This window comes from Burkholderia sp. LK4 (assembly GCF_001043615.1).
GTDB lineage: Bacteria > Pseudomonadota > Gammaproteobacteria > Burkholderiales > Burkholderiaceae > Burkholderia > Burkholderia cepacia.
In genome coordinates this window covers 18,439-42,580 of record NZ_LDUL01000121.1, presented here as the reverse complement: position 1 = coordinate 42,580, position 24,142 = coordinate 18,439, and the positions used below count along the sequence as shown (strand labels likewise).

The 24,142-nt window shown below is 68.0% G+C and carries 20 protein-coding genes; 15 read left to right on the top strand and 5 right to left on the bottom strand.

Features of this window, described 5'->3' with window-relative positions; translation table 11 throughout:
• Positions 1-63: 63 nt before the first annotated feature.
• Positions 64-960 carry a LysR family transcriptional regulator gene (locus VK92_RS37880; protein ID WP_048024697.1) on the bottom strand — a complete coding sequence of 299 codons (897 nt, stop codon included), beginning with the start codon at positions 958-960 and terminating at the stop codon, positions 64-66.
• A gap of 123 nt (positions 961-1,083) precedes the next feature.
• Here VK92_RS37880 and VK92_RS37875 point away from each other — a divergent pair, with 123 nt between their 5' ends.
• The 4 genes from VK92_RS37875 (at position 1,084) to VK92_RS37860 (ending at position 5,630) form a co-directional block, all read left to right on the top strand.
• On the top strand, positions 1,084-2,379 hold the full coding sequence (locus tag VK92_RS37875) for an MFS transporter (protein ID WP_048024695.1): 1,296 nt from the start codon (positions 1,084-1,086) through the stop codon (positions 2,377-2,379).
• 64 nt (positions 2,380-2,443) lie between these two features.
• Positions 2,444-3,334 carry an amidohydrolase family protein gene (locus VK92_RS37870; protein WP_048024694.1) on the top strand — a complete coding sequence of 297 codons (891 nt, stop codon included), beginning with the start codon at positions 2,444-2,446 and terminating at the stop codon, positions 3,332-3,334.
• An 8-nt stretch (positions 3,335-3,342) separates the two neighbouring features.
• Positions 3,343-4,230: an isocitrate lyase/PEP mutase family protein gene (locus VK92_RS37865; RefSeq protein ID WP_048024693.1), complete on the top strand. Its 888-nt coding sequence runs from the start codon at positions 3,343-3,345 to the stop codon at positions 4,228-4,230.
• A 71-nt stretch (positions 4,231-4,301) separates the two neighbouring features.
• Positions 4,302-5,630 (top strand): MFS transporter, encoded by a 1,329-nt coding sequence (locus VK92_RS37860; protein ID WP_048024692.1) that lies wholly within the window; start codon positions 4,302-4,304, stop codon positions 5,628-5,630.
• Positions 5,631-5,910: 280 nt separating this feature from the next.
• On the opposite strand, the gene VK92_RS37855 is transcribed toward VK92_RS37860, so the two are convergent.
• Positions 5,911-6,402: a papain-like cysteine protease family protein gene (locus VK92_RS37855; RefSeq protein WP_048024691.1), complete on the bottom strand. Its 492-nt coding sequence runs from the start codon at positions 6,400-6,402 to the stop codon at positions 5,911-5,913.
• A gap of 261 nt (positions 6,403-6,663) precedes the next feature.
• Between VK92_RS37855 and VK92_RS37850 the strand changes: the two genes are divergently transcribed.
• Complete coding sequence (locus tag VK92_RS37850) at positions 6,664-7,683, top strand: DNA-binding protein (RefSeq protein ID WP_048024690.1); 1,020 nt, start codon at positions 6,664-6,666, stop codon at positions 7,681-7,683.
• Positions 7,684-7,796: 113 nt separating this feature from the next.
• On the opposite strand, the gene VK92_RS37845 is transcribed toward VK92_RS37850, so the two are convergent.
• Positions 7,797-9,365 (bottom strand): hypothetical protein, encoded by a 1,569-nt coding sequence (locus tag VK92_RS37845; RefSeq protein ID WP_048024688.1) that lies wholly within the window; start codon positions 9,363-9,365, stop codon positions 7,797-7,799.
• Between the two features lie 308 nt (positions 9,366-9,673).
• Here VK92_RS37845 and VK92_RS37840 point away from each other — a divergent pair, with 308 nt between their 5' ends.
• The 8 genes from VK92_RS37840 (at position 9,674) to VK92_RS37805 (ending at position 19,649) form a co-directional block, all read left to right on the top strand.
• Positions 9,674-10,294, top strand: a complete 621-nt coding sequence (locus VK92_RS37840) for a TetR/AcrR family transcriptional regulator (protein WP_021162725.1) — start codon at positions 9,674-9,676, stop codon at positions 10,292-10,294.
• Between the two features lie 234 nt (positions 10,295-10,528).
• Positions 10,529-11,587, top strand: a complete 1,059-nt coding sequence (locus VK92_RS37835; RefSeq protein ID WP_048024686.1) for an NADP-dependent oxidoreductase — start codon at positions 10,529-10,531, stop codon at positions 11,585-11,587.
• Between the two features lie 93 nt (positions 11,588-11,680).
• Positions 11,681-11,980: a putative quinol monooxygenase gene (locus VK92_RS37830; RefSeq protein WP_021162723.1), complete on the top strand. Its 300-nt coding sequence runs from the start codon at positions 11,681-11,683 to the stop codon at positions 11,978-11,980.
• Between the two features lie 147 nt (positions 11,981-12,127).
• Positions 12,128-12,583, top strand: a complete 456-nt coding sequence (locus VK92_RS37825) for a (2Fe-2S)-binding protein (protein ID WP_021162722.1) — start codon at positions 12,128-12,130, stop codon at positions 12,581-12,583.
• Position 12,584: 1 nt separating this feature from the next.
• Positions 12,585-14,819, top strand: a complete 2,235-nt coding sequence (locus tag VK92_RS37820) for a xanthine dehydrogenase family protein molybdopterin-binding subunit (RefSeq protein ID WP_048024684.1) — start codon at positions 12,585-12,587, stop codon at positions 14,817-14,819.
• Positions 14,820-14,834: 15 nt separating this feature from the next.
• Entirely contained in the window at positions 14,835-16,133 is a 1,299-nt protein-coding gene (locus VK92_RS37815) for a c-type cytochrome (protein ID WP_048024682.1), read from the top strand.
• Between the two features lie 152 nt (positions 16,134-16,285).
• Positions 16,286-17,731, top strand: coding sequence for an NAD-dependent succinate-semialdehyde dehydrogenase (locus VK92_RS37810; protein WP_048024680.1), 1,446 nt, complete (start codon positions 16,286-16,288; stop codon positions 17,729-17,731).
• A gap of 439 nt (positions 17,732-18,170) precedes the next feature.
• A complete protein-coding gene (locus VK92_RS37805) occupies positions 18,171-19,649 on the top strand; it encodes a sensor domain-containing diguanylate cyclase (protein WP_048024679.1) in 1,479 nt (492 codons plus the stop codon).
• Between the two features lie 58 nt (positions 19,650-19,707).
• Here VK92_RS37805 and tagH read toward each other — a convergent pair whose 3' ends face one another.
• Both tagH and VK92_RS37795 read right to left on the bottom strand, forming a co-directional pair.
• Positions 19,708-21,147: a type VI secretion system-associated FHA domain protein TagH gene (tagH, locus tag VK92_RS37800; protein ID WP_048024677.1), complete on the bottom strand. Its 1,440-nt coding sequence runs from the start codon at positions 21,145-21,147 to the stop codon at positions 19,708-19,710.
• A 44-nt stretch (positions 21,148-21,191) separates the two neighbouring features.
• Positions 21,192-21,578 carry a TssQ family T6SS-associated lipoprotein gene (locus VK92_RS37795; RefSeq protein ID WP_048024676.1) on the bottom strand — a complete coding sequence of 129 codons (387 nt, stop codon included), beginning with the start codon at positions 21,576-21,578 and terminating at the stop codon, positions 21,192-21,194.
• Between the two features lie 631 nt (positions 21,579-22,209).
• On the opposite strand from VK92_RS37795, the gene tssJ reads away from it, so the two are divergent.
• Both tssJ and tssK read left to right on the top strand, forming a co-directional pair.
• On the top strand, positions 22,210-22,725 hold the full coding sequence (gene tssJ, locus VK92_RS37790) for a type VI secretion system lipoprotein TssJ (protein WP_042977289.1): 516 nt from the start codon (positions 22,210-22,212) through the stop codon (positions 22,723-22,725).
• Positions 22,722-24,137 (top strand): type VI secretion system baseplate subunit TssK, encoded by a 1,416-nt coding sequence (gene tssK, locus VK92_RS37785; RefSeq protein ID WP_048024674.1) that lies wholly within the window; start codon positions 22,722-22,724, stop codon positions 24,135-24,137. The genes tssJ and tssK overlap by 4 nt, the downstream gene beginning before the upstream one ends.
• The last annotated feature ends 5 nt before the right edge of the window (positions 24,138-24,142 follow it).

Below are 24,142 nucleotides of genomic sequence, written 5' to 3'. Positions count from 1 at the left end.
AGACCCGAACGCTACCGGGCGACGGTGGCAGATCGGTGACAACGCCGGATGCGGCGCGGCCGGTCAGCGCTGCACGTCCGCCGACGGCAGCAGCGCGGCGAAGCGATCCGCGAGCGTCGGGCGCGACCGCGCGGGCCAGATCGCGCTGAGTTCGAACAGCGGCAGCGCGCCGCCATCGCGGATGGTGCTGTAGGCGACGCCTTCGAACGCGAACGTATGAATCGAACGCGGCAGCAGCGACACGCCGCACCCGGCGGCGACGCACGAGATCACGGTCAGCGTGCGGTTCACGTCGAGCACGATGTCGACCGGGTGTCCGGCCTGCCGGAAGGCGCTCAGGATGCCCGCGCGGATCAGCGGCAGCTGGTCGTGCGGAAACCAGACGAGCCCGGTGCCGGCGAGATCCTGCAGCGTGACCGTGCCGTCGGGCTGGCGCCGGAAATCCTTCGGCAGCACGGCGACGAGCGGATCGCGCCGGATCAGCTGCTCGCGCATCCGGCCGTTGACCGCGACCGGCGTATGCAGCAGGCCGATGTCGATCTCGCCGCGCTCGAGCGCGATCGCCTGCTCCGCATTGCTCATCTCGCGCATCACGAGTTCGACGTCGGGCGTGTTTTCGCGCAACGCGCGGATCGCGCGCGGCAGCGTGTCGAACAGCGCGGCGCTGACGAACCCGATCGTCAGGCGCCCGGCGCGCTGCGCGCCGATCTCGCCGGCCCGGTGTGCGGCCGCGTCGAGGCGCGCGAGGCTCAGGCGCAGGTCGTCGACCATCGCGAGGCCGGCCGCCGTCAGTGTGGCCCCGCGCCGCGAGCGGTCGAACAGCCGGACACCCAGCTCCTTCTCCATCCGGTTCAGTGCCTGGCTGAGCGCCGGCTGCGCAATGCCGAGCTCGCTGGCCGCGCGCGTGAAGCTGCCCGTATCGACGATCGCGAGGAAGTAGCGAACGTGCCTGATTTCCATAAGCTCACGTTATGAATAATTATTCAAAACATGGTAGCGAATTATCCCCGCGCTTCATAGGATGCTCATCGGGCCACACCATCCGGCGCACGACACCGGCATGACCACACGAGGAGACCTGCATTGAACTGGACCCGTGAGCTATCGACGACCGAACGGCGCACGTTGCGCGGCTGCTTTGCCGGCTGGGCACTCGACGGGCTCGACACGCAGATGTTCAGTCTCGTGATCCCCGCGCTGCTGACGACCTGGGGCATCGGCAAGGGGCAGGCCGGCCTGATCGGCGGCGCGACGCTCGTGGCGGGCGCGCTCGGCGGGCTGCTGGCCGGCATGATCGCCGACCGCTACGGGCGCGTGCGCGCGCTGCAGATCACCGTGTGCTGGTTCTCGCTGTTCACGTTCCTGAGCGCGTTCGCGCAGAACTTCGAGCAGTTGCTGGTGCTGAAGGCGTTGCAGGGGCTCGGGTTCGGCGGCGAATGGACGGCCGGCGCGGTGCTACTCGCCGAAACGGTCGGCGCGCGCCATCGCGGCAAGGCGATGGGCATCGTGCAGAGTGCCTGGGGCTTCGGCTGGGGCGGCGCGGTGCTGCTGTACATGCTGGTGTTCGCCTGGCTGCCGGCCGAATGGGCCTGGCGCGTGCTGTTCGCGATCGGCGCGCTGCCCGCGCTGCTGGTGCTGTATATCCGCCGCGCGATTCCGGAGCCGCCGCGCGCGACGCCGGTCGACGCGACCGCGCAGGCAACGGCGGGCGCCGGCGAAGGGCCGACGGTCGGCATCTTCGACCGCTCCGTGGTGCGCGCAACCGTCGTCGGCGGGCTGATCGGCGTCGGCGCGCACGGCGGCTATCACGCGATCACGATCTGGCTGCCGACCTACCTGAAGACCGAACGGCACCTGTCGGTGCTCGGCACCGGCGCGTATCTCGCGGTCGTGATCGTCGCGTTCATCTGCGGCTGCTTCGTCAGCGCGTACCTGCAGGACCGGATCGGCCGCCGCCGCAACGTGATGCTGTTCGCCGCGTGCTGCGCGGTGATGGTGAACCTGTACGTGTTCCTGCCGCTGAACGACGTCGCGATGCTGCTGCTCGGTTTCCCGCTCGGCCTGTTCTCGGCCGGCATCCCGGCGACGCTCGGCACGCTCTTCAACGAGCTTTACCCGCGCAACGTGCGCGGCCGCGGCGTCGGCTTCTGCTACAACTTCGGCCGCATCGCGTCGGCCGGCTTCCCGGTGCTGGTCGGGCGGATGGGCGAGTCGCTGCCGCTCGGCACGGCACTCGGCATCGACGCGGGCATCGCATACGGGCTGGTCGTGATCGCGGTGTGGTTCCTGCCCGAAACGCGCAACCGGCGGCTGTCCGGCGCGGCGCCCGGCGGCGACGCGGATGCCGCCGGCCAGCCGCGCGCCGAGGCGTCGTTGTAGGTTTCACCGCTTCCCGCCATCGAATCGCCCGGCGCAGCGGCCGGGCGCCCCTTGCAGACTTGTCATGGATTGCCTCGTGAATCACCTCGTCGAACAGGTTCCGGCCGCGTCGTCAGTGGACGCGTGGTACGCCGGAGATCCCGCCGTCGCCGCCGTCGATGCGCATGCGCACGTGTTCGCGCGCGGCCTGCCGCGCGCGCCCGTGATCCGGCATGCGCCCGACTACGATGCGCCGCTCGACGCGTACGTCGCGCACCTCGCCGCGCACGGCATCACGCATGCGGTGCTGGTGCAGCCGAGCTTCCTCGGCACCGACAACACGTATTTCGTCGACGTGCTGCGCCGTTACCCGCGCCGCTTCCGCGGCGTCGCGGTGGTCGATCCGGCGATTTCGGACAACGATCTCGACGCGCTCGACCGGGCGGGCGTGGTCGGGATGCGGCTGAACCTCGTCGGGTTGCCGATCCCGGATTTCGGCGCACCCGCCTGGCGTGCGCTGCTTGCCCGCATCAACGCGCTCGGCTGGCACGTCGAGATCCATCGCGGCATCGAGGATCTGCATGCGATCACCGCGCCGCTGCTCGCGCAGTGCTGCACGCTGGTGATCGACCATTTCGGCCGCCCGTCGCCCGCGCTCGCCGAGCGCGCGCCCAGCTTCCGCCGCCTGCTGCTGCTCGCGGATACCGGCCGCGTCTGGGTCAAGCTGTCGGCCGCGTATCGCAACAGCGCGGCCGGCGACGGCGCGATCGACGCGTTCGGCGCAGCGCGCGCGCTGCGTACCGCGTTCACCGCCGAGCGGCTGGTGTGGGGCAGCGACTGGCCGCACACGCAGCACCGCGAGCGCGTCGATTTCGACGCCGCGCATGCGGCGCTCGAGCGCTGGCTGCCCGACCCCGGCGAGCGCATGCGCGTGCTGCGCGATACGCCGCGAACCCTGTTTCGTTTCGACCAATGAGGCCTTGCATGTCCGATCAAACTGCACTTCGTCGCGCCGGTTTCCGGCGCAGTATCGCCGCCCGCCAGGGGCTGCTCGTCGCCGGCACGTTCAACGCGCTCAGCGCCCGGGTCGCGGCCGATCTCGGCTTCGGCGCGCTGTACCTGACCGGCGCCGGCGTCACCAACATGTCGCTCGGCTTGCCCGATCTCGGCTTCGTCGGCCTCGGCGAACTGGCCGAGCACACCGCGCGCGTGCGCGATGCGGTGGAGCTGCCGCTGATGGTCGATGCCGATACCGGTTTCGGCAATGCGCTGAACGTGCTGCACACCGTGCGCACGCTCGAGCGCAGCGGCGCCGACGCGATCCAGCTCGAGGATCAGGTGCTGCCGAAGAAATGCGGCCATTTCGCGGGCAAGGAAGTGATTCCGGCCGGCGAGATGGTCGGCAAGCTGAAGGCGGCCGTCGACGCGCGCGTGGATCCGAACCTGCTGATCGTCGCGCGTACCGATGCGGCCGCCGTCCATGGCATCGACGACGCGATCGAGCGCGCGCACCGCTATGCGGAAGCCGGCGCGGACGTGCTGTTCATCGAGGCGATGGACACGCCGGAGGACGTCGAGCGGCTGCCCGCGCTGTTCGACACGCCGCAGCTCATCAACATCGTGATCGGCGGCAAGACGCCGACGCGCTCGCGCGACGACCTGGCGCGCCTCGGTTACGGCGTCGTGCTGTACGCGAATGCGGCGCTGCAGGGGGCCGTGCACGGGATGCAGGCCGCGCTGACCGAATTGCGCGACACGGGCCGGCTCGACGAAAACCCCGCGCTCGTCGCGCCGTTCGCCGAACGGCAGCGGCTCGTCGACAAGGCGCGCTTCGACGCGCTCGACGCCCGCTACGGTGCCGATCGCGCCTAAGCCGCCGGCACGGGCGGGGCCGGCAACCCCGGCGGCGGCCCGGCACATACGAACAAGAACAGGAGACAAGCGTGGCAATTTCCCCCACCGGGGCGGCCGGCGAGCGGCCGCGCATCGGCTCGATCGTCGGCGGGCTCGCCGGCAACCTGATCGAGTGGTACGACTTTCTCGCGTACAGCATCTTCTCGATCTACTTCGCGCCGGCATTCTTTCCGGCCGACCGGCCGACCGTGCAACTGATGAACACGGCGGCCATCGCGGCCGTCGGGTACATCGCGCGGCCGGCAGGGAGCTGGCTCGTCGGCGTCTGCGCGGACCGGCGCGGACGCAAGGCCGCGCTGACGAAGTCGGTGCTCGCGATGTGCGCGGGATCGATGCTGATCGCCGTCACGCCCGGGTACGCGACGATCGGCGTGCTCGCGCCGGCGCTGCTGGTCGCCGCGCGGCTGCTGCAGGGGCTCAGCATGGGCGGCGAATACGGCACCAGTGCGACCTACCTGAGCGAGATCGCGCCGCCGAACCGGCGCGGCTTCTACGTCGGCTTCCTGCAGGTGAGCGTGGTCGCCGGCCAGCTCGTCGCGCTCGGCCTGATGCTCGCGATGCAGCGCATCTTCGCCGGCACGCACGACCTCGAGCGCTGGGGCTGGCGGATTCCGTTCTTCGTCGGCGGCTTGCTCGCGCTGTTCGCGCTCTACATGCGCCGCAACGTCGTGGAGAGCGATGCGTTCATCGCCAGCCGGGCGCGCGCGGCGAAGACGCGCATGACGGCCGATCTCGCAGCCCACTGGCGCGAACTGCTGCTCGCGATCGGCATCACGGTCGGCGGCACCGTGGCGTTCTACACGTACACGGTCTACATGCAGAAATACCTCGTCAACTCGGTCGGGCTGCACAAGGAGACGGCGACCTGGATCTGCACCGCCGCGCTGCTGCTGTACATGCCGCTGCAGCCGCTGTTCGGCCTCGTGTCGGACCGCGTCGGCCGCCGGCCGGTGCTGCTGTGGTTCGGGATCGGCGGCACGCTGCTGTCCGTGCCGATCTTCACGACGCTCGGGCATGTTCACGAACCGCTCGCCGCGTTCGCGCTGGTATTCGCGGGGCTGGTCGTGCTGAGCGGCTTCACGTCGGTGCACATGCTGGTGAAGGCCGAGCTGTTCCCGCCGCAGATCCGCGCGCTGGCGGTCGGGCTGCCTTACGCGCTGACGACGGCGATCCTCGGCGGCACGACCGAATTCGTCGCGCTGCGGCTGAAGGCGAGCGGCAACGAGACGATGTTCTTCTGGTACGTCGCCGCGTGCGCGGCGATTTCGCTGCTCGTGTACTGGCGGATGCCGGAGACGCATCCGGCGAAGCGCGGACGCCCATCCCCGGCGGCAGTCGCCGCGTCGGCGTCGCGCTGATCCGGCGTCGGCGTCGCGCACGATCCGGCATCGGCGCGTCGGTGACGAATCCGTCGATACGTGCACGGCGTCGCCCGGTTCACCCGCGACGTCGAAACAGCGGCAGCCGCTATGGCGCAACGCGGGCTCCTCGTTCTTCTGTTTTCGTCACGGATGTGCCGGGTGGATGCCGAAGACGCGGCAAGGCAGGGCACCGGCGGTCAATCCCGCAACGTTGACGGTTTTCCGAGGCGGTTGCTGGGGCGTTTCCGCCGGGCGGGGGATGGACGCCCCAAGGCCATCAATAGCGGTGCTGCCCCTTCACCAGCAGTCCGTCGGGTCTCCACCGTCCGGCGTCGAGCGTGCCCAGCAGCATCGTGCGCGCGGGCGGCCCCTCCGGGTCGTTGTAATGAACGATGCGTTGCTGGATGCCCGTGATGACGATCACGTGACCGATTTCAGGCTGGTCCGGCCGATCCAGGAAGTGCCCCGCAGCCCAGATCGGGCCATAGTCCGTCAGAACCGACGCGAGCCACTCGGGCGTAATGGCCGTCGGCTGATTGAGCGCCACGAGCCCTTCGGCCGCGCACAAGTCGGGGATCCGCGACGGGGGAAGCCCCTGATCCGCCCGCCATAACTCCGGCATGCCCAGGCGCGGCCCGGGGCGGTGGAAGTAGGAAACCATGCATGCCGCCGCATACCAGCACGCGTTCTTCAGTGCCCTGGATCCTGACTTGGTCTTCTTTACGCCGCTCTGATCGACCAACGGCACGTTCAATCTGACGTCCACCATTTCGGATCTCCCGGCAGGAGTGATCCCTAAGCGTATGAAGAATCGGGTGCGACGACAACTTTCATGACGGGTGGTTGTATCGGCGCAGCCGGCATGCGCCGATGCAGGAGGAGGGGCAAACGGACGTCTGCCATTTCACACGCCGCGTCGATACGCATCGATCTCGACATTATAGAAATAATGTCAAATTACAGGATGTAATGAATTGGATTTTTAACGGTTTACGTTATATTATTTACGAAATTTCCACCGAAATCCGCCATGTCCGATCTCGCCGCCGACGAATCCCGCCTGACCGCCGAAATCGAGCGCCTCAAGGCCGACTTTCCGAAAACCCGCGAGCTGTATCGCGAAGCCTGCGCGCTGCTGTTCTTCCGCTTCGGCATCACGCCCACCGCGAACCGGCTGTACCAGCTCGTCCGCAAGGGGAGCATGAGCACACCGACAGCCGTCCTCGGCGAGTTCTGGGCCGAGTTGCGGGAAAAGAGCCGCGTCCGCATCGAGCATCCCGACCTGCCGGCCGATCTGCAGGCCGCCGCCGGCGAACTGGTCGCGGCGCTCTGGAATCGGTCGAGCGCCGACGCGGCCACCGCCCTCGACGCATTGCGCGCGGAAGTCGAAGCCGAGCGGACGACGGCGAAGGCAGAAGTCGCTGCGCTGCAGGCTGAGCTGGCCCGTACCGAAACCGCGCTGGAGCAACGCACGGCCGCGCTGCTGGCCGCGCAGGTGCGCATTCAGGAACTGGAGCAGGCGAGGGCCGCCGACGAAGCATCGCGGCAAGCGCTGCAAGCGGACATCGAGCGCCTGACGGCCGACAACGCGGAGGGCGACCGCGCACTCGCGCAGGCCCGCGCGGATTTCACCACCCAGCTCGACCGGCTGCGCGACGATGCCGGGCGAGCCGAGGAACGCTTGCGTGCGTCGGAGAAGCGGGCGCTCCAGGAGATCGATCGAGAGCGGCTCGCCGCCGCGCGACTGCAAAAGGAGCTCGATGCGATGACATCGCGCGCGGAGCAGCGCGATGCGCAGCAGCGGAAAGATGTTGCCGCGCTGCAGGCACAACTGGGCGACGCGCTGCATCGATGCGGCGTGCTTCAGGGGCAGCTCGACGCTGCGCAGGCGACCGATGCGGCGCGCGGCAAGGAACTCGATGCACTGCGGCGCGAGATGACGGTGCTCGTGCGCCGCGCGCCGCTGCGCGGTGCCAAGGCGGCACCGGCTGCGCAACGGGATGAGCGAAGGGCGCGCACGAGGAAGCGTGCTGACGAAGTGCCGCGCTGACGGCGCGGCCGCGAGCGTGCATCAGCCGATGGCGGCGCACGCCCTAATCCCGCAACAAGCAGGCAAGAGCCGAATCCCACCAGCGCGATCGCTCGCCCGCCCACCGCAACAGCTCAACTCGACACATACCGCGACGGCAGCGCCGGCGCATCTGCCGGAATCGTGACGAGCGACGTGTTCAACCAGCCCTGCGGCGTACCGTTCGACTGCGCATAGGCGCCGACGTACGGCATCATCCGCGTCGTCTGATAGACCTGCGGCGTCCACCCGGCGGGCGCGAGGAAGATCGACGTCGCGCGCTTTTCGCTATACGCGGACGCGCCGTACGTCGAGATGTTCCACAGCGTCTGCTGATACGTCGCATAGTCGGCGTTGTGCCGCGAACCGCCGGCCTGCCAGCCTTCCAGCTGGATGAACGTGTTGTACGTGCCGGCGCCCGCGAGCAGGTTGTTCACCGTGCGCCCATAAAGGAACGACAGGATCAGCCCGCAGTTCGCCGGCGCGAAATCGCTGCCGACGCTCAGGTAATAACGACCCGTCGTGTTCAGGACCGACGCGTAGTGCGAGTTGCCGATATCCGTCGACGTCGTCAGCCCGCTCGCACCCATGAAGCTGTCGAACGCCTGCATCGTGACGCCTGCCGGCAGGTCGCTCGTCGCGCTGATCGCGACGATGTGCGAACCGGCCGCGAGCAGCGTCAGGAACGCAGAGAGCGTACCGGCGATCCAGTTGCCCTGCGCATCGACGAACGGAAACGCGCGATAGCCCGTCAGCGCGAACACCGCCGGATCGGTTCCGGCCTGCCACGCGATCTGCGGCACCCACATCGTCAGCGGGCCGGCATTCGATGCGCCGGATACATACCGCTTCAACGCATCGATCAGCTGCGCATCGGCAGCGGGCAGCACGCCATACGCCGAGCCGTTCTGCCAGCGCTGCACCCATTGCGCGACGAAGCCCGCGAGCTGGCCGCCGGTAAAGTCGGCGGGCGGCACGTAGCCGAGCGAGCCCGTGCTTTGGTACGCAGACTGGATCGCCGCGGCGGTGCGCACGTTGCTGCCGAACATGCTGTTCGCGAAATCCTGGCAGTTGTTGCCCGGCGGCGTCGCCAGTTGCGCGAGCGGGGCAACCCACGCACCGTTCGCGGTGGCGACGCCGCGATACAGCGTGAGATTCGCGACCGAGTCGTGACCGGGAAACGTCGCGGCGTCGGCGCCCGACACGTAACCTGCCGACGGCGTGACGCTGACGGTGGTCGGCTGCGACCCGAACGGATGCGTGTACGAGATCGCAAACGACGCGTCGCCGCCGGCAAGGCCGAACGATCCCGTGCAATCGCCCCAGCTGTTCGACGCGCCGACAGCCGTCGATTGCCCGGTCGCAATCGTCGATTGCGACGCCTGCGGCAGCGAGCCGCTCTGGCTCGCCGCATTGCCGTATGCGAGCGTCGTCGACGGAATCGCATTGACCACGTTGATCGTAATCGAGCGGTCGGCGATGCCGTAGCTGCGCGTGGAGGTATTCGCGGCGGCGGCGGCGAACGACGACGCGGCAGTCGGGCTGCCGTCACCGCCGCAGCCCGCCAGGGTGCCGACGAGCGGCGACAGGGTCAGCGCGGCGCCGCGCTGGATGAAGCGCCGGCGGTTCGGCGCGGACGGGCGTTCGGGTTTCGAAGCGGTCATGGGCGTTCCTGGTCACTGGTTTGGGGAGGCTACATCGACGATCCGGCGCATTGCACACGTGTGCAATGCCGGTGGAAAGTGCGCAGCCAGCCGGCGCATGCGCCGCGCGTATTTATGCGGGAGACCGATGAAACGCCTGCGACGAAACCGAGTCGTGCGTGTGACGCCGCACGCGCGGCAACGCGGGCGGGAACGAGGAAAGCCGCCGCAACGTTTGGGTGCCCGCCGGGGATCGGGTAAAGTGCCGCTCAACATGCCGGGCCGATGCCGCTAGACGACCGGTCTAATCGTTGCTAACATACGCCACCATGAATGCATCTTCGGGCGCCGAAGTCCGCCAGCACATCCTGAATATCGCCAAGCCGATCATGCTCCACAAGGGGTTTTCGGCGGTTGGCCTGAACGAGATTCTCGCTGCGGCGGGCATCCCGAAGGGCTCGTTCTACCATTACTTCGGCTCGAAAGAGGCATTCGGCGAAGCGCTGCTCGAAGCGTATTTCGACAGCTATCACGCGCATCTCGACAACCTGCTCAAGCATCAGGCCGGCACCGGCGCCGAGCGCCTGATGACGTACTGGCGCAACTGGCTGCACACGCAATGCGCGGACGATCCGCAAGGCAAGTGCCTCGCGGTGAAGCTCGGCGCGGAAGTGTCGGATCTGTCGGAAGCGATGCGCGCGGTGCTGCGGCAGGGCACGAGCCAGATCATCGAGCGGCTCGCGGGCGGCATCGAGGCCGGGCTGGCCGACGGCTCGCTGAGCGGGATCGCCGATCCGTCGCACACGGCCGCGATCCTCTACGAGATGTGGCTGGGTGCGACGCTGCTGGAAAAGATTCACCGCGACCGCAAGCCGCTCGAAAGGGCGATGGTCGAAACGCGGCGCATGCTGAACCTGCCGCCGGCCGAGCATGGCGGAGCACAGTCGTAACCCGGGCGCGCATCGGCGCGCCTTGTTTTTGCCCTGAATCTAGACGACTGGTCTACTCAAACACGCATGACGAACGTGCCACGCCGCGTTACGCTGTTCCCGATTGTTTCAAGCGCCCGCACGCAGCCGCGACGGCCCGATCGCCGACGTTGCCGCATGCGGGCATCTCCGCTGGTCCACCCCTGATCCAATCGTGCCCACGAAGCACGCACATTTCTGTTGACGGAGACTCCCATGCCGCAAAGCAAGACCGCAAACCGCCAGATCGTCCTGAATTCGCGCCCGGTCGGCGCGCCGACACCGGGCAACTTCCGCACCGAATCCGGTGCCGTGCCGACGCCCGGTGCCGGCCAGGTGCTGCTGCGCACGGTCTGGTTGTCGCTCGACCCGTACATGCGCGGCCGGATGAGCGATGCGCCGTCCTATGCGCCGCCGGCCCAACTCGGCCAGCCGATGGTCGGCGGCACCGTTAGCCAGGTCGTCTCGTCGAACCTGCCCGCGTTCCGCGAAGGTGACCTCGTGGTCGCGGGCGCCGGATGGCAGGACTATGCGCTGTCCGACGGCCGCGACCTGATTCCGCTCGGCCGCGACGTCGCGCATCCGTCGTATGCACTCGGCGTGCTCGGCATGCCGGGCTTCACCGCCTATACGGGGCTGCTGAAAATCGGCGAGCCGAAGGCCGGCGAAACCGTCGTCGTCGCGGCGGCGAGCGGCGCGGTCGGCGCGGTGGTCGGCCAGATCGCCAAGCTGAAGGGCTGCCGCGTGATCGGTGTCGCGGGCGGCGCCGACAAGTGCGCATACGTGACCGATACGCTCGGTTTCGACGCGTGCGTCGATCACCGCGACCCGGCATTCGCCGCGAAGCTGAAGGACGCATGCCCGAACGGCATCGACGTCTATTTCGAGAACGTCGGCGGGGCCGTGTTCGACGCGGTGTGGCCGCTGCTCAACGATCACGCGCGCGTGCCGGTGTGCGGGATCATCGCGCACTACAACGACGCGGCATACGACGACACCGCGGTGTCGACCGGCCGTGATCGCGTGCCGGCACTGATGGGCACGATCCTGCGCAAGCGCATCCGGGCGCAGGGTTTCATCATCCTCGACCACTATGCGACCGGTTATGCACCGTTCCTGAAGGAGATGAGCGAATGGGTCGCGCAGGGCAAGGTGAAGGCGCTCGAGGACGTCGTCCCCGACCTGGCCGACGCGCCGGAAGCGCTGATCGGCTTGCTGGCCGGCAAGAACTTCGGCAAGGTCGTCGTGCGCGTGGGTCCGGACGAACTGGCCTGATACCGCGGCACGGCAAACCATGACGGTTGCACGCTGGCGTCGCGCGACGCCGGCTTGTGGCATGCTCGATTTCGATTCAAAAGGAGTGACAAGATGGCGCTTCACGTGATTGCTTCCCTGTACCTGAAACCCGAACATGCGGAGGCCGCCGAAGCCGAACTGCGCAGCATGGTCGCGAAGACGCGCACCGAGCCCGGCAACCGGCGCTACGACCTGTTCCGCGAGCAGGACGGTTCGCCCAACCTGCACCTGTACGAGATCTACGACGACCAGGCTGCGTTCGATGCACACCTCGCGAGCCCGTATTTCGGCGAATTCCGCGTGAAATCGGCCGACTGGTTCGCGGCGCCGCCGGTCATCAAGGTGCTGTCCGGCATCGACGTGGCCGAGTAACAACGCAGCACCCACGCCGCGGCCCGCCCCGACCCGGGCCGCGCGGCAGCCGTCTCGCCCGGCAACGGCGAAGACAGCGACGAAATCGAAAACCCCGCGCGGCGCGCGATGCGCGTCGTTTCCCCAATACACCGGCCCGGAGGCTGAATGGTCACCCTCAACATCAACGGCGAAACCCGCACGGTCGACGCCCCCGACGACATGCCCTTGCTCTGGGTGCTGCGCGACGTCGTCGGCCTCACCGGCACGAAATTCGGCTGCGGGATCGCGCAATGCGGCGCGTGCACCGTGCATCTCGACGGCGTCGCCGCGCGCTCGTGCGTGCTGCCGGTCGCGGCCGTCGCGGGCCGCAAGATCACGACGATCGAAGCCGTCGGCGCGACGCCGGCCGGCCACAAGGTCCAGCAGGCGTGGCGCGAGCTCGACGTCGTCCAGTGCGGCTATTGCCAGTCGGGGCAGGTGATGGCCGCCACCGCGCTGATCGCATCGAACCCGAACCCGAGCGACGCCGACATCGACGCGGCAATGGCCGGCAACATCTGCCGCTGCGGCACGTACAACCGGATTCGCGCGGCCGTGAAGCAAGCCGCGAAGGAGGCGTGACATGTCCCGAGGACTGATCGAAGCAGGCAAGGTCGCTGGACAAGCCGCCGGCGCGGGCGTATCGCGCCGTTCGTTCCTCAAGCTCGGCATGTCGCTGGGCGCGGCGGCGGGCGGTGGCCTGCTGCTCGGCTTCAGCCTGCCGGCGGCAGGCGACGATGCACGCCGTTCGGTGATCGGTGGCGACGGCGATGAAACCGCGCGCGCAGGCGTGTTCGCACCGAACGCGTTCGTGCAGATCGACCGCGCCGGCAAGGTCACGCTGGTGATGCCGAAAGTCGAGATGGGGCAGGGCGTCTACACGGCGCTGCCGATGCTGATCGCCGAGGAACTCGAAGTGCCGCTGTCGAGCGTGACGCTCGACCATGCGCCGCCGAACGAGAAGCTCTTTCTCGATCCGCTGCTCGGCGGCCAGCTCACCGGCGGCTCGACGTCGATACGCTACGCATGGGAGCCGCTGCGCCGCGCGGGCGCGACCGCGCGCACGCTGCTGGTCGCGGCCGCCGCGAAGCAATGGAACGTCGATCCGGCATCCTGCCGTGCGGTGAACGGCGAAGTGCAGCATCCGCCGAGCGGCCGGCGCACGTCGTACGGCCAACTCGCCGACGCCGCGGCGAAGCTGCCGGTGCCGAAGGACGTCGCGCTGAAGAAGCCGGCGGATTTCAAGCTGATCGGCACGCCCGCGAAGCGGCTCGATTCGCCGGAGAAGGTCGACGGCACCGCGCAGTTCGGGCTCGACGTGCGGCTGCCCGGCATGCTGTACGCGGTGATCGTGAACAGCCCGGTGTTCGGCGGCACGGTCGCGAGCATCGACGATACCGCCGCGAAGAAGATCCCGGGCGTGCGCCAGGTCGCGCGCGCGGACAACGCGGTCGCGGTCGTCGGCGATCACACCTGGGCCGCGAAGCGCGGCGCATCGGCGCTGGTCGTGAAGTGGAACGAAGGCGCCGGCGCGAAGGTATCGACGAAGGACATCGTCGCCGATCTCGCGCAGGCCGCGGCGAACGGCAAGGGTGCCGTCGCCCGCAAGGACGGCGACGTCGGCAAGGGTTTCGCGGATGCGAAGACGCGCGTCGACGCCGTGTACGAGCAGCCGCTCCTCGCACACGCGACGATGGAGCCCGTGAACTGCACGGTGCACGTGCGCGCCGACGGCTGCGAGATCTGGGTCGGCACCCAGGTGCCGACGCGGGCGGTCGACACCGTGCAGCAGCTCACGAGCTTTCCGCCGGAGAAGATCGTCGTGCACAACCACCTGCTCGGCGGCGGCTTCGGCCGGCGCCTAGAGACGGACATGATCGGCCAGGCAGTCAAGATCGCGAAGCAGGTCAACGCGCCGGTGAAGGTGATCTGGACGCGCGAGGAAGACATCCAGCACGACATGTACCGCCCGTACTACTACGACCGGATCTCGGCGGGCCTCGACGCGAACGGCAAGCCGATCGCGTGGCAGCACCGGATCGTCGGCTCGTCGATCCTCGCGCGCTTCGCGCCGCCCGCGTTCCAGCACGGCGTCGATCCCGACGCGGTCGAGGTGGCCACCGACCTGCCGTACGACCTGCCGAACCAGCTGATCGACTACGTGCGGCAGGAGCCGCGCCACGTACCGACCGCGTTCTGGCGCGGCGTCGGGCCGACGCGCAGCACGTTCGTCGTCGAGAGCTTCATCGACGAACTGGCCGCGCAGACCAAGACCGACCCCGTGCAATACCGCCGCGCGCTGCTCGGCAAGACGCCGCGCGCGCTCAACGTGCTCGACGTCGCGACGAAGGCGGCCGGCTGGGGCCCGTCGCTGCCGACGGGGCAAGGCCGCGGCATCTCCGTGATGCACGCGTTCGGCAGCTTCTTCTCGATCGTCATCGACGTCGCGGTGGACAACGGCGAGGTGCAGGTCAAGCGCGTCGTGTGCGCGGTCGATTGCGGCATGTCCGTCAACCCGAACACGATCGAGGCACAAGTGCAGGGCGGCATCATTTTCGGGATCACGGGCGCGCTGTACGGCGAGATCACGATCGAGGACGGCCGTGTCGTGCAGAGCAATTTCACCGATTACCGGATGCTGCGGATCAACGAGACACCGCCGATCGAGGTGCATCTGGTGAAAAGCGGTGAAGCGCCGGGCGGGATCGGCGAACCGGGCACGGCCGCGACGGCCGCGGCATTGTCGAACGCGATCTTCGCGGCGACCGGCAAGCGGCTGCGCAAGCTGCCGGTCGGCGACCAGCTGAAGACGGCTTGAGGGGAGGCGACGATCATGCGAAACCTCACCCTGAATACGTTCCGTGCATCGCTGCTCGCGCTGTCCGCCATGCTGGCCGGCCCGGCCGCGCAGGCCGCGCAGACGGCACCGGCCGACAGCGCGCTCGTCGCGCGCGGCGCATACCTCGCGAAAGCGGGCGACTGCGTCGCGTGCCACACCGCGCCGCGCGGCACGCCGTTCGCCGGCGGCCTCAAGATGGTCACGCCGATGGGCGCGATCTACACGACCAACATCACGCCCGATCCGGAAACGGGCATCGGCGGCTATACGGAAGCCGAGTTCGCCGGCGCGCTGCGCAAGGGCGTCGCGAAGGACGGTCACAACCTGTATCCGGCGATGCCGTATCCGTCGTACGCGAAGCTGAAGGACGAGGACGTCAAGGCGCTGTACGCGTACTTCATGCACGGCGTCGAACCGGTGAAGCAGGCGAACCGGCCGTCCGACATCCCGTGGCCGCTCAACATGCGCTGGCCGCTCGCGTTGTGGAACATGGTGTTCCTCGACACGACGCCTTACGCCGACAAGCCGGCCAAGGACGCGATGTGGAACCGCGGCGCGTACCTCGTGCAGGGGCTCGGGCACTGCGGATCGTGCCACACGCCGCGCGGCGTCGGCTTCCAGGAGAAGGCGCTCGACGAAGGCGGCGCGGCGTACCTGTCGGGTGCGCCGATCGACAACTGGTTCGCATCGAACCTGACCGGCGAGCCCAACACGGGGCTCGGCCGCTGGAACGAGGCCGAGGTCGCGCAGTTCCTGAAGACCGGCGCGAACCGCCATGCGACCGCGTTCGGTTCGATGGTGAGCGTGATCAACCACAGCACGCAGGCCCTCACGGACGACGATCTGGCGGCAATCTCCCGTTACCTGAAATCGCTGCCGGCGGCAGGCGGCACGGGGGCGCCGCCGTACCGCTACGATCCGAAGGCGACGCAGGTCGCGCTGGGCCGGCCGGCAGCCGATCCGGGCGCGAAGGTGTATAACGCTTACTGCCTGCATTGCCACGGCGCGGACGGGCGCGGCTACGCGCCGCTGCTCGCGCCGCTCGCCGGCAATCCGAACGTGCTCGAAGGCGATGCCGCGTCGCTGATCAACGTGACGCTGAACGGCAGCGAGACGCTCGTGATCGATGGCGTGCCGTCCGCTTATCCGATGCCGGCGTTCTCGAACCAGTTGAACGACCAGCAGATCGCCGACGTGCTGACCTTCATGCGCGCCGGCTGGAACAACGGCGCGCCGGCCGTGCAGGCGGCGGACGTCGCGAAACTCCGCAAGGCGACGGCGGCCGCGCACTGAGCGCGACTCCATGCGGAACGATGGCGGGCCGGCGTGCCTGCCGTCGATGCCGCCGGGTGCGTGCCAGCCCCGGCGGCCTGGCTTTTTCTGTCAACCGGCGCGCGGCCGCTCGCGGCAGCGCGCGTTTATCGACGCAATGTAGGGGTGTCTGGATGGCTAACGTGACTTATACGGATACGCAACTGCTGATCGACGGCGAGTGGGTCGACGCCGCGAGCGGCAAGACGATCGACGTCGTGAACCCGGCGACCGGCAAGCCGATCGGCAAGGTGGCCCACGCGGGCATCGCCGATCTCGACCGTGCGCTCGCCGCCGCGCAACGCGGCTTCGAGGCGTGGCGCAAGGTGCCCGCGCACGAGCGCGCGGCGACGATGCGCAAGGCGGCCACGCTGGTGCGCGAACGTGCCGACGCGATCGCGCAGCTGATGACGCAGGAACAGGGCAAGCCGCTCACCGAAGCACGCGTCGAAGTGCTGTCGGCGGCGGACATCATCGAATGGTTCGCGGACGAAGGCCGCCGCGTGTACGGCCGGATCGTGCCGCCGCGCAACCTCGGCGCGCAGCAGACCGTCGTGAAGGAGCCGGTCGGCCCGGTCGCCGCGTTCACGCCGTGGAATTTCCCGGTCAACCAGGTCGTGCGCAAGCTGAGCGCCGCGCTGGCAACCGGCTGCTCGTTCCTCGTGAAAGCGCCGGAAGAAACCCCGGCGTCGCCGGCCGCGCTGCTGCGCGCGTTCGTCGACGCGGGCGTGCCGTCCGGCGTGATCGGCCTCGTGTACGGCGATCCGGCGGAAATCTCGTCGTACCTGATCCCGCACCCGGTGATCCGCAAGGTCACGTTCACGGGTTCGACGCCGGTCGGCAAGCAGCTCGCGTCGATGGCCGGCCTGCACATGAAGCGCGCGACGATGGAGCTCGGCGGTCATGCGCCGGTGATCGTCGCCGAGGACGCCGACGTCGCGCTCGCGGTGAAGGCCGCCGGCGGCGCGAAGTTCCGCAACGCGGGGCAGGTCTGCATTTCGCCGACGCGCTTTCTCGTGCACAACAGCATCCGCGACGAATTCACGCGCGCGCTGGTCAAGCATGCCGAAGGGCTGAAGGTCGGCAACGGCCTCGAGGAAGGCACGACGCTCGGTGCGCTCGCGAACCCGCGCCGGCTCACCGCGATGGCATCCGTCGTCGACAACGCGCGCAAGGTCGGCGCGCGCATCGAAACCGGCGGCGAGCGGATCGGCTCGGAAGGCAACTTCTTCGCGCCGACCGTGATCGCGGACGTGCCGCTCGAAGCGGACGTGTTCAACAACGAGCCGTTCGGCCCGGTCGCGGCGATCCGCGGTTTCGACAAGCTCGAAGACGCGATCGCGGAAGCGAACCGTCTGCCGTTCGGTCTCGCCGGCTACGCGTTCACGCGTTCGTTCGCGAACGTGCACCTGCTCACGCAGCGCCTCGAAGTCGGGATGCTGTGGATCAACCAGCCCGCGACGCCGTGGCCGGAAATGCCGTTCGGCGGCGTGAAGGACTCGGGCTACGGCTCGGAAGGCGGGCCGGAAGCGCTCGAACCGTACCTCGTCACGAAGTCGGTGACGGTGATGGCCGTCTGACGACCGTCTGACGGCCGACCGATCGCGTGCGCGGCGCCCCGGCGCGGCGCGCACGATCGGCGCGGGCCGGGCGGCACTCGCGTTGCGCGACGCGCAACGGCACGCCCGGTCTCCCGCCTGCTTTCCCGCCGGCCGTGCATTCGCATGGCAACCTGACGGGAATTTCAATACGCGTACCACTGCGGACGGATTGTTTCGATTCCGTCATCGGCAGCGCCACACGACAGGCCACGCGACGCCCCTCGGTGAACGAGCGCCGGCACCCGGTGCCGGCCCGAGCGGAACACGATCCGCCCGACACCGCTCAGGTCACGTCGTACGCAACCCGGCAAGTCAGGACTGCACCTCGTACCCGGAAGCCGTACTTTTTGGTATAGGTTATCCAGAACAAACCATAACGACCGGTGCGTCAACGCCGGGCCAATCTGAGAGGACACGGATGCATCCGCGGTCGGCAGCGCCGTACTACGTTGTGCTGGCGGGGACCTTGATAGCGTGCGCGCTGATGGGCCTCTGCGTGTTGCAGTTGTTTCAGAGCCGTCACGATGCGCTCGATCGCGCGCGCGAGACGTCGCGGAATCTCGCGATCGTCGCCGAGCGCGACATCGAACGCAACATCGAGCTGTACGGCCTGTCGCTCGAGGCGGTGATCCAGGGCCTCCAGCGGCCGGACGTCATGGCCGCCTCGCCGGCGCTGCGGCGCGGCATCCTGTTCGATCACGCGATGACGGCGAATTTTCTCGGCTCGATGCTCGTGCTGGATTCCGCCGGCAACATCATCCTGGATTCGGCGAACGACGTGCCGCGCCAGGGCAATTTCGGCGACCGCAAGTACTTTACGGTTCACCGCGACAATCCGGACGCCGGGCTTTACATCAGCGATCCCTTTGCATCCCGGCTGCGTGGCGGCTCGCTCAGCATTGCGCTGACGCGCCGCGTGTCGAACCCGGACGGCTCGTTCGCCGGCATTGCAATGATCGCGGTCAATCTCGAGTATTTCCACACGCTGTTCGCCGGCCTCGCGCTCGGCTCGCACGGCGCGATTTCGCTGATCGGCACGAACGGCATCATGTTCATGCGCCAGCCGTTCGACGTGCGCACCATCGGTCGCGACATCAGCAAGGCGGCAACGTTTCGCCACTTCAAGACGGCACCGGAAGGCTCGTTCATCGAGACCTCGACGATCGACAACGTGCGCCGCCTGTACTACTTCAAGACGCTGCCGCACCTGCCGCTGATCATCATGGTCGCCGAGGCGGAGCAGGACATCTACGCCGCGTGGCGGCACCGGGCCATCACGATCGGCGCGCTGGTCGCCACCTTCGGCGCGGCGTTCATCGTGCTGTCCTTCATGCTGGGCTCGCAGCTGCGGCGCAGGATGCGCGCCGAATCCGAGCTGGTCATGCTCGCGCGCACCGACGGCCTCACCGGGCTCAACAATCGCCGCTCGTTCGGGGAAGTGCTGGATCTCGAATGGCGCCGCGCGCGCCGTGCCCGATCGGTGTTTTCGCTGCTGTTCGTCGACGTCGACCGCTTCAAGGCCTACAACGACACGTATGGCCATCAGGCCGGCGACGACGCGCTGGCGGCGGTCGCACGGTGCATCGGCGACAACATCCGGCGCCCGGCGGACACCGCCGCCCGCTATGGCGGCGAGGAATTCGTCGTGATCCTGCCGGATACGCCGGCGACGGGCGCGACCGAGATCGCCGAAAGGATTCGTGCCGCCATCGACGGACTGGCGATCGAACATGCGGAAAGCGAATTCGGGCGCGTCACCGCGAGCATCGGCGTGGCAAGCTGGGCGCCCGGGCAGGAAGGGGAGGTCGAGTCGGTGATCAAGGCAGCCGACGAGGCGTTGTACGTCGCGAAGGAAACGGGGCGAAACAAGGTCGCGTCGTGTGGTGCGGCCACCTGACGCCTCCGCCGGCACCCATCGCCCGCGACCGATGGATAGCGCGCGCGCGGTTCGACGCTCAATGCCGGCCGCTGCCGCGATAGCTTTCCACTTCCGCGTCGTAAGCCGCCAGAAACGCCTTGCCGAACACCGACGCGAAATCGTCCTCGATCGCGAACACCGTGTCGCGATGGGTCGCCGCGTAGCGATCCCACATCCTCGCCTTGTACAGCACGGGCACGCGCTTCTCGTACCAGCGCGTCGCGTCGTCGCGCTCGCGCAGGCGTTGCGGTGAAAAGCGCGTCAGCAGGTCCATCAACGCCGCGCGCATGCCGGCGACCATGCCGATCTGGTGCGCGTGCAGATCCTGGAACGCGTCGCTGACCGCGCTCTGCGGCGACATGAAGCCCGGCAGCGGCAGCCCGAACATCTGCCGCAGCACGGCGCCGCCGTCGGGCAGCAGCTTCAGCGGATTGTTCTCGCGATCGAGCAGCATCGTCATGTGCGCCTTCACCTCGCGCTTCAGGATGCTGCGCGACGACAGCAGCTCGACCGTGCCGTTCGCGAACAGCGCCAGCAACTGGCCCGCGATGAACAACTGCTCGGCCGACCACTGATGCGATTCGGCGGCGGTGTCGAGCCCCGCGCCTTCGAAGAACGCGCTCAACAGTTCGTCCGGGGTCGGCGCGCGCGCAGCATGCGGCGCCGCATGCTGCGCCGGATCGTCGGCCGGCCGCGTATCGGTGCGCGCGGCGGCCGGTTGCACGCGCACGTGCTGCGTCCACTCGGGCGCGTGATCCGCCTGCGTCGCGGATGACGCATCGCGATCCGCGTTGCCGCGATCGGCTTGCGCCGCCGTGCCCGCTGTGCCGAGATCGCCCGACGACTGCGCGAACAGGTCGAGCGGATCGGTCGACAGCTGGTGCAGGTCGCGCTGCGACGGCGCGGGCGGTGCGGCCTGTTGCGCGGCGCCCGTCCGTGCGGGGCCGCCCGCCCGCGTAGCGGCGTCCGCCGCCTTGCCGCGCGGTGCGAGACGATCCTGGAGGAGCCCCCACAGCCGGTTGCCGGCGCCTTTCGTATCGATACGCGATGACGACGGTTGCGCGGGTGGCGCTGCCGCCCGGGCCTGCGCTTGCATATCGACGTGCATGCCGGTATCGGTCGTCATGTCGATGACCGGTGCGTGGCCTCCATCGCCACCGTCGTCACGTTCGGCGCGCAGCACGTACGGCCCGATGCGGATGATGTCGCCGGTGTTGAGCGCGCGCTCCTGCGCATAACCGACCGGCTCGCGGTTCACCTCGATCGTCGAGACGCTGCTCAGGTTCTTCAGCAGGCAGGCGTCGTCGCCCACCTGCAGCAGCGCCTGCAGCCGCGAAATCTGCCGCGTGTCGTCGCGCAACACGAGATGGTTGTCGCTGGCCCGGCCGATGGTGCCGCCCGGCGGATGAAACACGACGGCGTCGTAGGAGTCGTTTTCGACCGGCTCGCCGGCATGTTCGATCACGATCAGTTGCATGTCATACGTCGCTCGGTGAAGTGCTCGCGCGCAGGCCGGTTCGTTCAGGACGACGACGCATGCCTGCGGCGCGCGAATTCGAACGCGGGCCCCCAGATCGGATGTCCCTTCTCGGCAGGGGACAAGTCGAAGCGCGGGTTGAGGTCGAGAATTTTCGAGAACTCGGCGCGGCACGGCGTGATGCGGTTCGTCACGCAATAGCTGAACGCGAGGAGCTTGTGCGCGGCAACCTGCGTGTCGGTGTCGGCGCCGTCGATTTCCTTCGCGTGGCTCAGCAGCACGATCGTGCGCCCGTAGTCGCCGCTGTCGTACGCGGCGCGCGCGCTGTCGACCGTCGCGCGTGCAGCCGACTGGGTCGGGGACGTACTGCACCCGCCGGCCCCCAGCAACAATGCGCCGAGGAAAAGAACGAGCGATGAACGACCTTTCATTATTGAAATCAGGAATTGGCGTAATTGGAAGGTGCCACACAAGCGCTGTTGGATTCTAGTGCCAATCATCGATACGGAATCGCCTGTTACGTTTTGTTTCATTTGGCCATTCCATTTCCACGTGAATGCAGAATCGACTACGAATTTCAGTGCTTGTGAATCCAGAAAAACGGCCTATAGTTCGCTGTGTTTTTCGGATTCGTCAGTTGTTTGGTCAGCGCACGTCAATGCACGAAAAAACGGGCCGTCCGTTCGTGCGAAACGAATAGCCTGGCACACCGTCAGCGCCGCGAGCGTTCGTTGCACGGTGGCCGGCCGGCTTGCGCCCCAAGCCCATCCGACAGGGTGTCCACTTCACAGAACCGGGCCGCGACGGCGAACCGGTCGGATTGATTTTTGCCAATAACTTATCAACCCCAATTCAATTGACCCCCATCTCGCCGAATCGACTTCCAAAATCCATGAATGATATGACCCGGCTTTTTACAAGAACAATTTGCCGATACGGATTGCGATGGATGGATATACGGATTACACAATTACCGATCAATTAATTGTCCCTTTTTCAATCGGATCATCCGGTTTCGTGGTCGAAAACCGGCGAATGGCTATTGGGTGGCGAGGGTGGAATATGCAATGGCGGTCGAGCAGTTTCATCGTATGGGGATGCGTGATGCTGTTGCCGGGGTGCGGCGCGACGGAGCACGCCGCGGCGGTGCCGTATGCGATCACGGTCGACGTTGCGCCCGACGTCAACCCTGACCCGAACCGCAAGCCTGCGCCGATCGTGCTGAAGGTGTTCCAGCTCCGCGCGGCATCGTCGTTCGACAGCGCGGATTTCTTTTCGCTGCAGGACAAGCCGGAGAACGTGCTCGGCGCGGACCTGCTCGGCACCGATCGCGTGATCCTGCGGCCGGGCGAGTCGCGCACGCTGCACTATCGCGGCAACGTCGAGGCCGGCGCGATCGGCGTGGTCGCCGAATACCGGATGCTCGAAAAGAACCGCTGGCGGCTGACGGTGCCGCTGCCGCGCGCGAAGCAGCTCAATCTCTACAAGTTCTGGCAGACGTCGCCGGGCGAGCTGAAGCTGTCGATCGCGGTGCGCAACGGCGGCCTCGCACTGAACGATGCGAAGGGGCGCCCATGACCGAACCGACGATGTCCGCGACACCGGTCGCGGCGCTCCGCCAGCGGGTGGTGTGGACCGAGGGGATGTTCCTGCGGCCGCAGCATTTCCAGCAGCTCGAACGGCACTGGGAACGCTACGTCGCGCTGCGCTGCCTCCCGCTGCAGGGCTTCTTCTGGGGTTTCGACACGCTGGAGCTCGACCGCGAGCAACTGGCGCTCGGCAAGGTCGCGCTGCGCACCGCGTCGGGTGTGATGCGCGACGGCACGCCGTTCGACCTGTCCCATCCGGACGATCTTCCCGAACCGCTCGACGTGCCGGCCGACGCGAAGGACCAGCTCGTCGTGCTCGCGTTGCCGCTGTGGCGCGGCGGCGGCGAGGAGGTGTCGTTCGGTGCAGGCGGAGGCCATGCCGCGAACGGCGCGAACGGTACGAGCGGCACGAACGGCGGTGGCGATGTCGCGCGCTACGTCGTGCGCGAATACGAAGTGGCCGACGCGAACGCGGTCGCGCTCGGTCCCGCACTGCTGCAGACGGGGCGCCTGAACGTGCGGCTGATGCTCGAAGCCGAGCTGACCGGCGACTGGCACGCACTCGGCGTCGCACGGATCGTCGAGCGGCGCACCGATGCGCGGCTGCTCGTCGACGACGGCTACATCCCGCCGCGCCTCGTCGCGCAGCACGACGCCGTGCTGCTGGCCTACGCACGCGAGCTGCACGGGCTGCTCACGCAACGCAGCGAGGCGCTCGCGGAACGGCTGTCGGAGCCCGGGCGCGGCGGCGTGTCGGAAGTCGCGGACTTCCTGCTGCTGCAGCTCGTGAACCGCTATCTCGCGCTGACCTGGCATGCGCAGCAGCACGTGTCGACGCATCCGGAGGCGCTGTTCTGCGACTGGCTGAAGCTCGCGTGCGACCTGAGCACGTTCACGGCGGCCGGCCGGCGCCCGCAGTCGCTCGCCGTCTACGTGCACGACGACCTGCGCACGAGCTTCGCGGAGCTGATGACCGAACTGCGGCGGTCGCTGTCGACGGTGCTCGAGCAAAACGCGATCCAGATCGAGCTGCGCGATGCGGGCAACGGCATCCGCGTCGCGACGCTGGCCGACCCGGTGCTGCGCGATACGGCCGGCTTCGTGCTCGCGGTGCGCGCTGACATACCGGCCGACAGCCTGCGCGCGCGTTTTCCCGCGCAGGCCAAGCTCGGGCCGGTCGAGCGGATCCGCGATCTCGTGCAGCTGCAACTGCCGGGCATCACGATGCGCCAGTTGCCGGTCGCGCCGCGGCAGATCCCGTATCACGCGGGCCATACGTACTTCGAGATCGACAAGGGCAGCGACCTGTGGAAGCAGCTGGCGCGCTCCGGCGGTCTCGCCTTTCATTTCGCCGGCGAATTCCCTGGACTCTCGATGGAGTTCTGGGCGATACGCGGGTGAGGGCG

Bases quoted from the DNA above. Each gene is read 5' to 3' on its own strand.
- VK92_RS37830 (WP_021162723.1), top strand. From the start codon at position 11,681: ATGGCGCTTCACGTGATTGCTTCCCTGTACCTGAAACCCGAACATGCG.
- tssJ (WP_042977289.1), top strand. From the start codon at position 22,210: ATGCAATGGCGGTCGAGCAGTTTCATCGTATGGGGATGCGTGATGCTG.
- VK92_RS37850 (WP_048024690.1), top strand. From the start codon at position 6,664: ATGTCCGATCTCGCCGCCGACGAATCCCGCCTGACCGCCGAAATCGAG.
- VK92_RS37865 (WP_048024693.1), top strand. From the start codon at position 3,343: ATGTCCGATCAAACTGCACTTCGTCGCGCCGGTTTCCGGCGCAGTATC.
- VK92_RS37805 (WP_048024679.1), top strand. From the start codon at position 18,171: ATGCATCCGCGGTCGGCAGCGCCGTACTACGTTGTGCTGGCGGGGACC.
- tssK (WP_048024674.1), top strand. From the start codon at position 22,722: ATGACCGAACCGACGATGTCCGCGACACCGGTCGCGGCGCTCCGCCAG.
- VK92_RS37880 (WP_048024697.1), bottom strand. From the start codon at position 960: ATGGAAATCAGGCACGTTCGCTACTTCCTCGCGATCGTCGATACGGGC.
- tagH (WP_048024677.1), bottom strand. From the start codon at position 21,147: ATGCAACTGATCGTGATCGAACATGCCGGCGAGCCGGTCGAAAACGAC.
- VK92_RS37835 (WP_048024686.1), top strand. From the start codon at position 10,529: ATGCCGCAAAGCAAGACCGCAAACCGCCAGATCGTCCTGAATTCGCGC.
- VK92_RS37820 (WP_048024684.1), top strand. From the start codon at position 12,585: ATGTCCCGAGGACTGATCGAAGCAGGCAAGGTCGCTGGACAAGCCGCC.
- VK92_RS37840 (WP_021162725.1), top strand. From the start codon at position 9,674: ATGAATGCATCTTCGGGCGCCGAAGTCCGCCAGCACATCCTGAATATC.
- VK92_RS37825 (WP_021162722.1), top strand. From the start codon at position 12,128: ATGGTCACCCTCAACATCAACGGCGAAACCCGCACGGTCGACGCCCCC.
- VK92_RS37795 (WP_048024676.1), bottom strand. From the start codon at position 21,578: ATGAAAGGTCGTTCATCGCTCGTTCTTTTCCTCGGCGCATTGTTGCTG.
- VK92_RS37845 (WP_048024688.1), bottom strand. From the start codon at position 9,365: ATGACCGCTTCGAAACCCGAACGCCCGTCCGCGCCGAACCGCCGGCGC.
- VK92_RS37855 (WP_048024691.1), bottom strand. From the start codon at position 6,402: ATGGTGGACGTCAGATTGAACGTGCCGTTGGTCGATCAGAGCGGCGTA.
- VK92_RS37810 (WP_048024680.1), top strand. From the start codon at position 16,286: ATGGCTAACGTGACTTATACGGATACGCAACTGCTGATCGACGGCGAG.
- VK92_RS37815 (WP_048024682.1), top strand. From the start codon at position 14,835: ATGCGAAACCTCACCCTGAATACGTTCCGTGCATCGCTGCTCGCGCTG.
- VK92_RS37870 (WP_048024694.1), top strand. From the start codon at position 2,444: ATGGATTGCCTCGTGAATCACCTCGTCGAACAGGTTCCGGCCGCGTCG.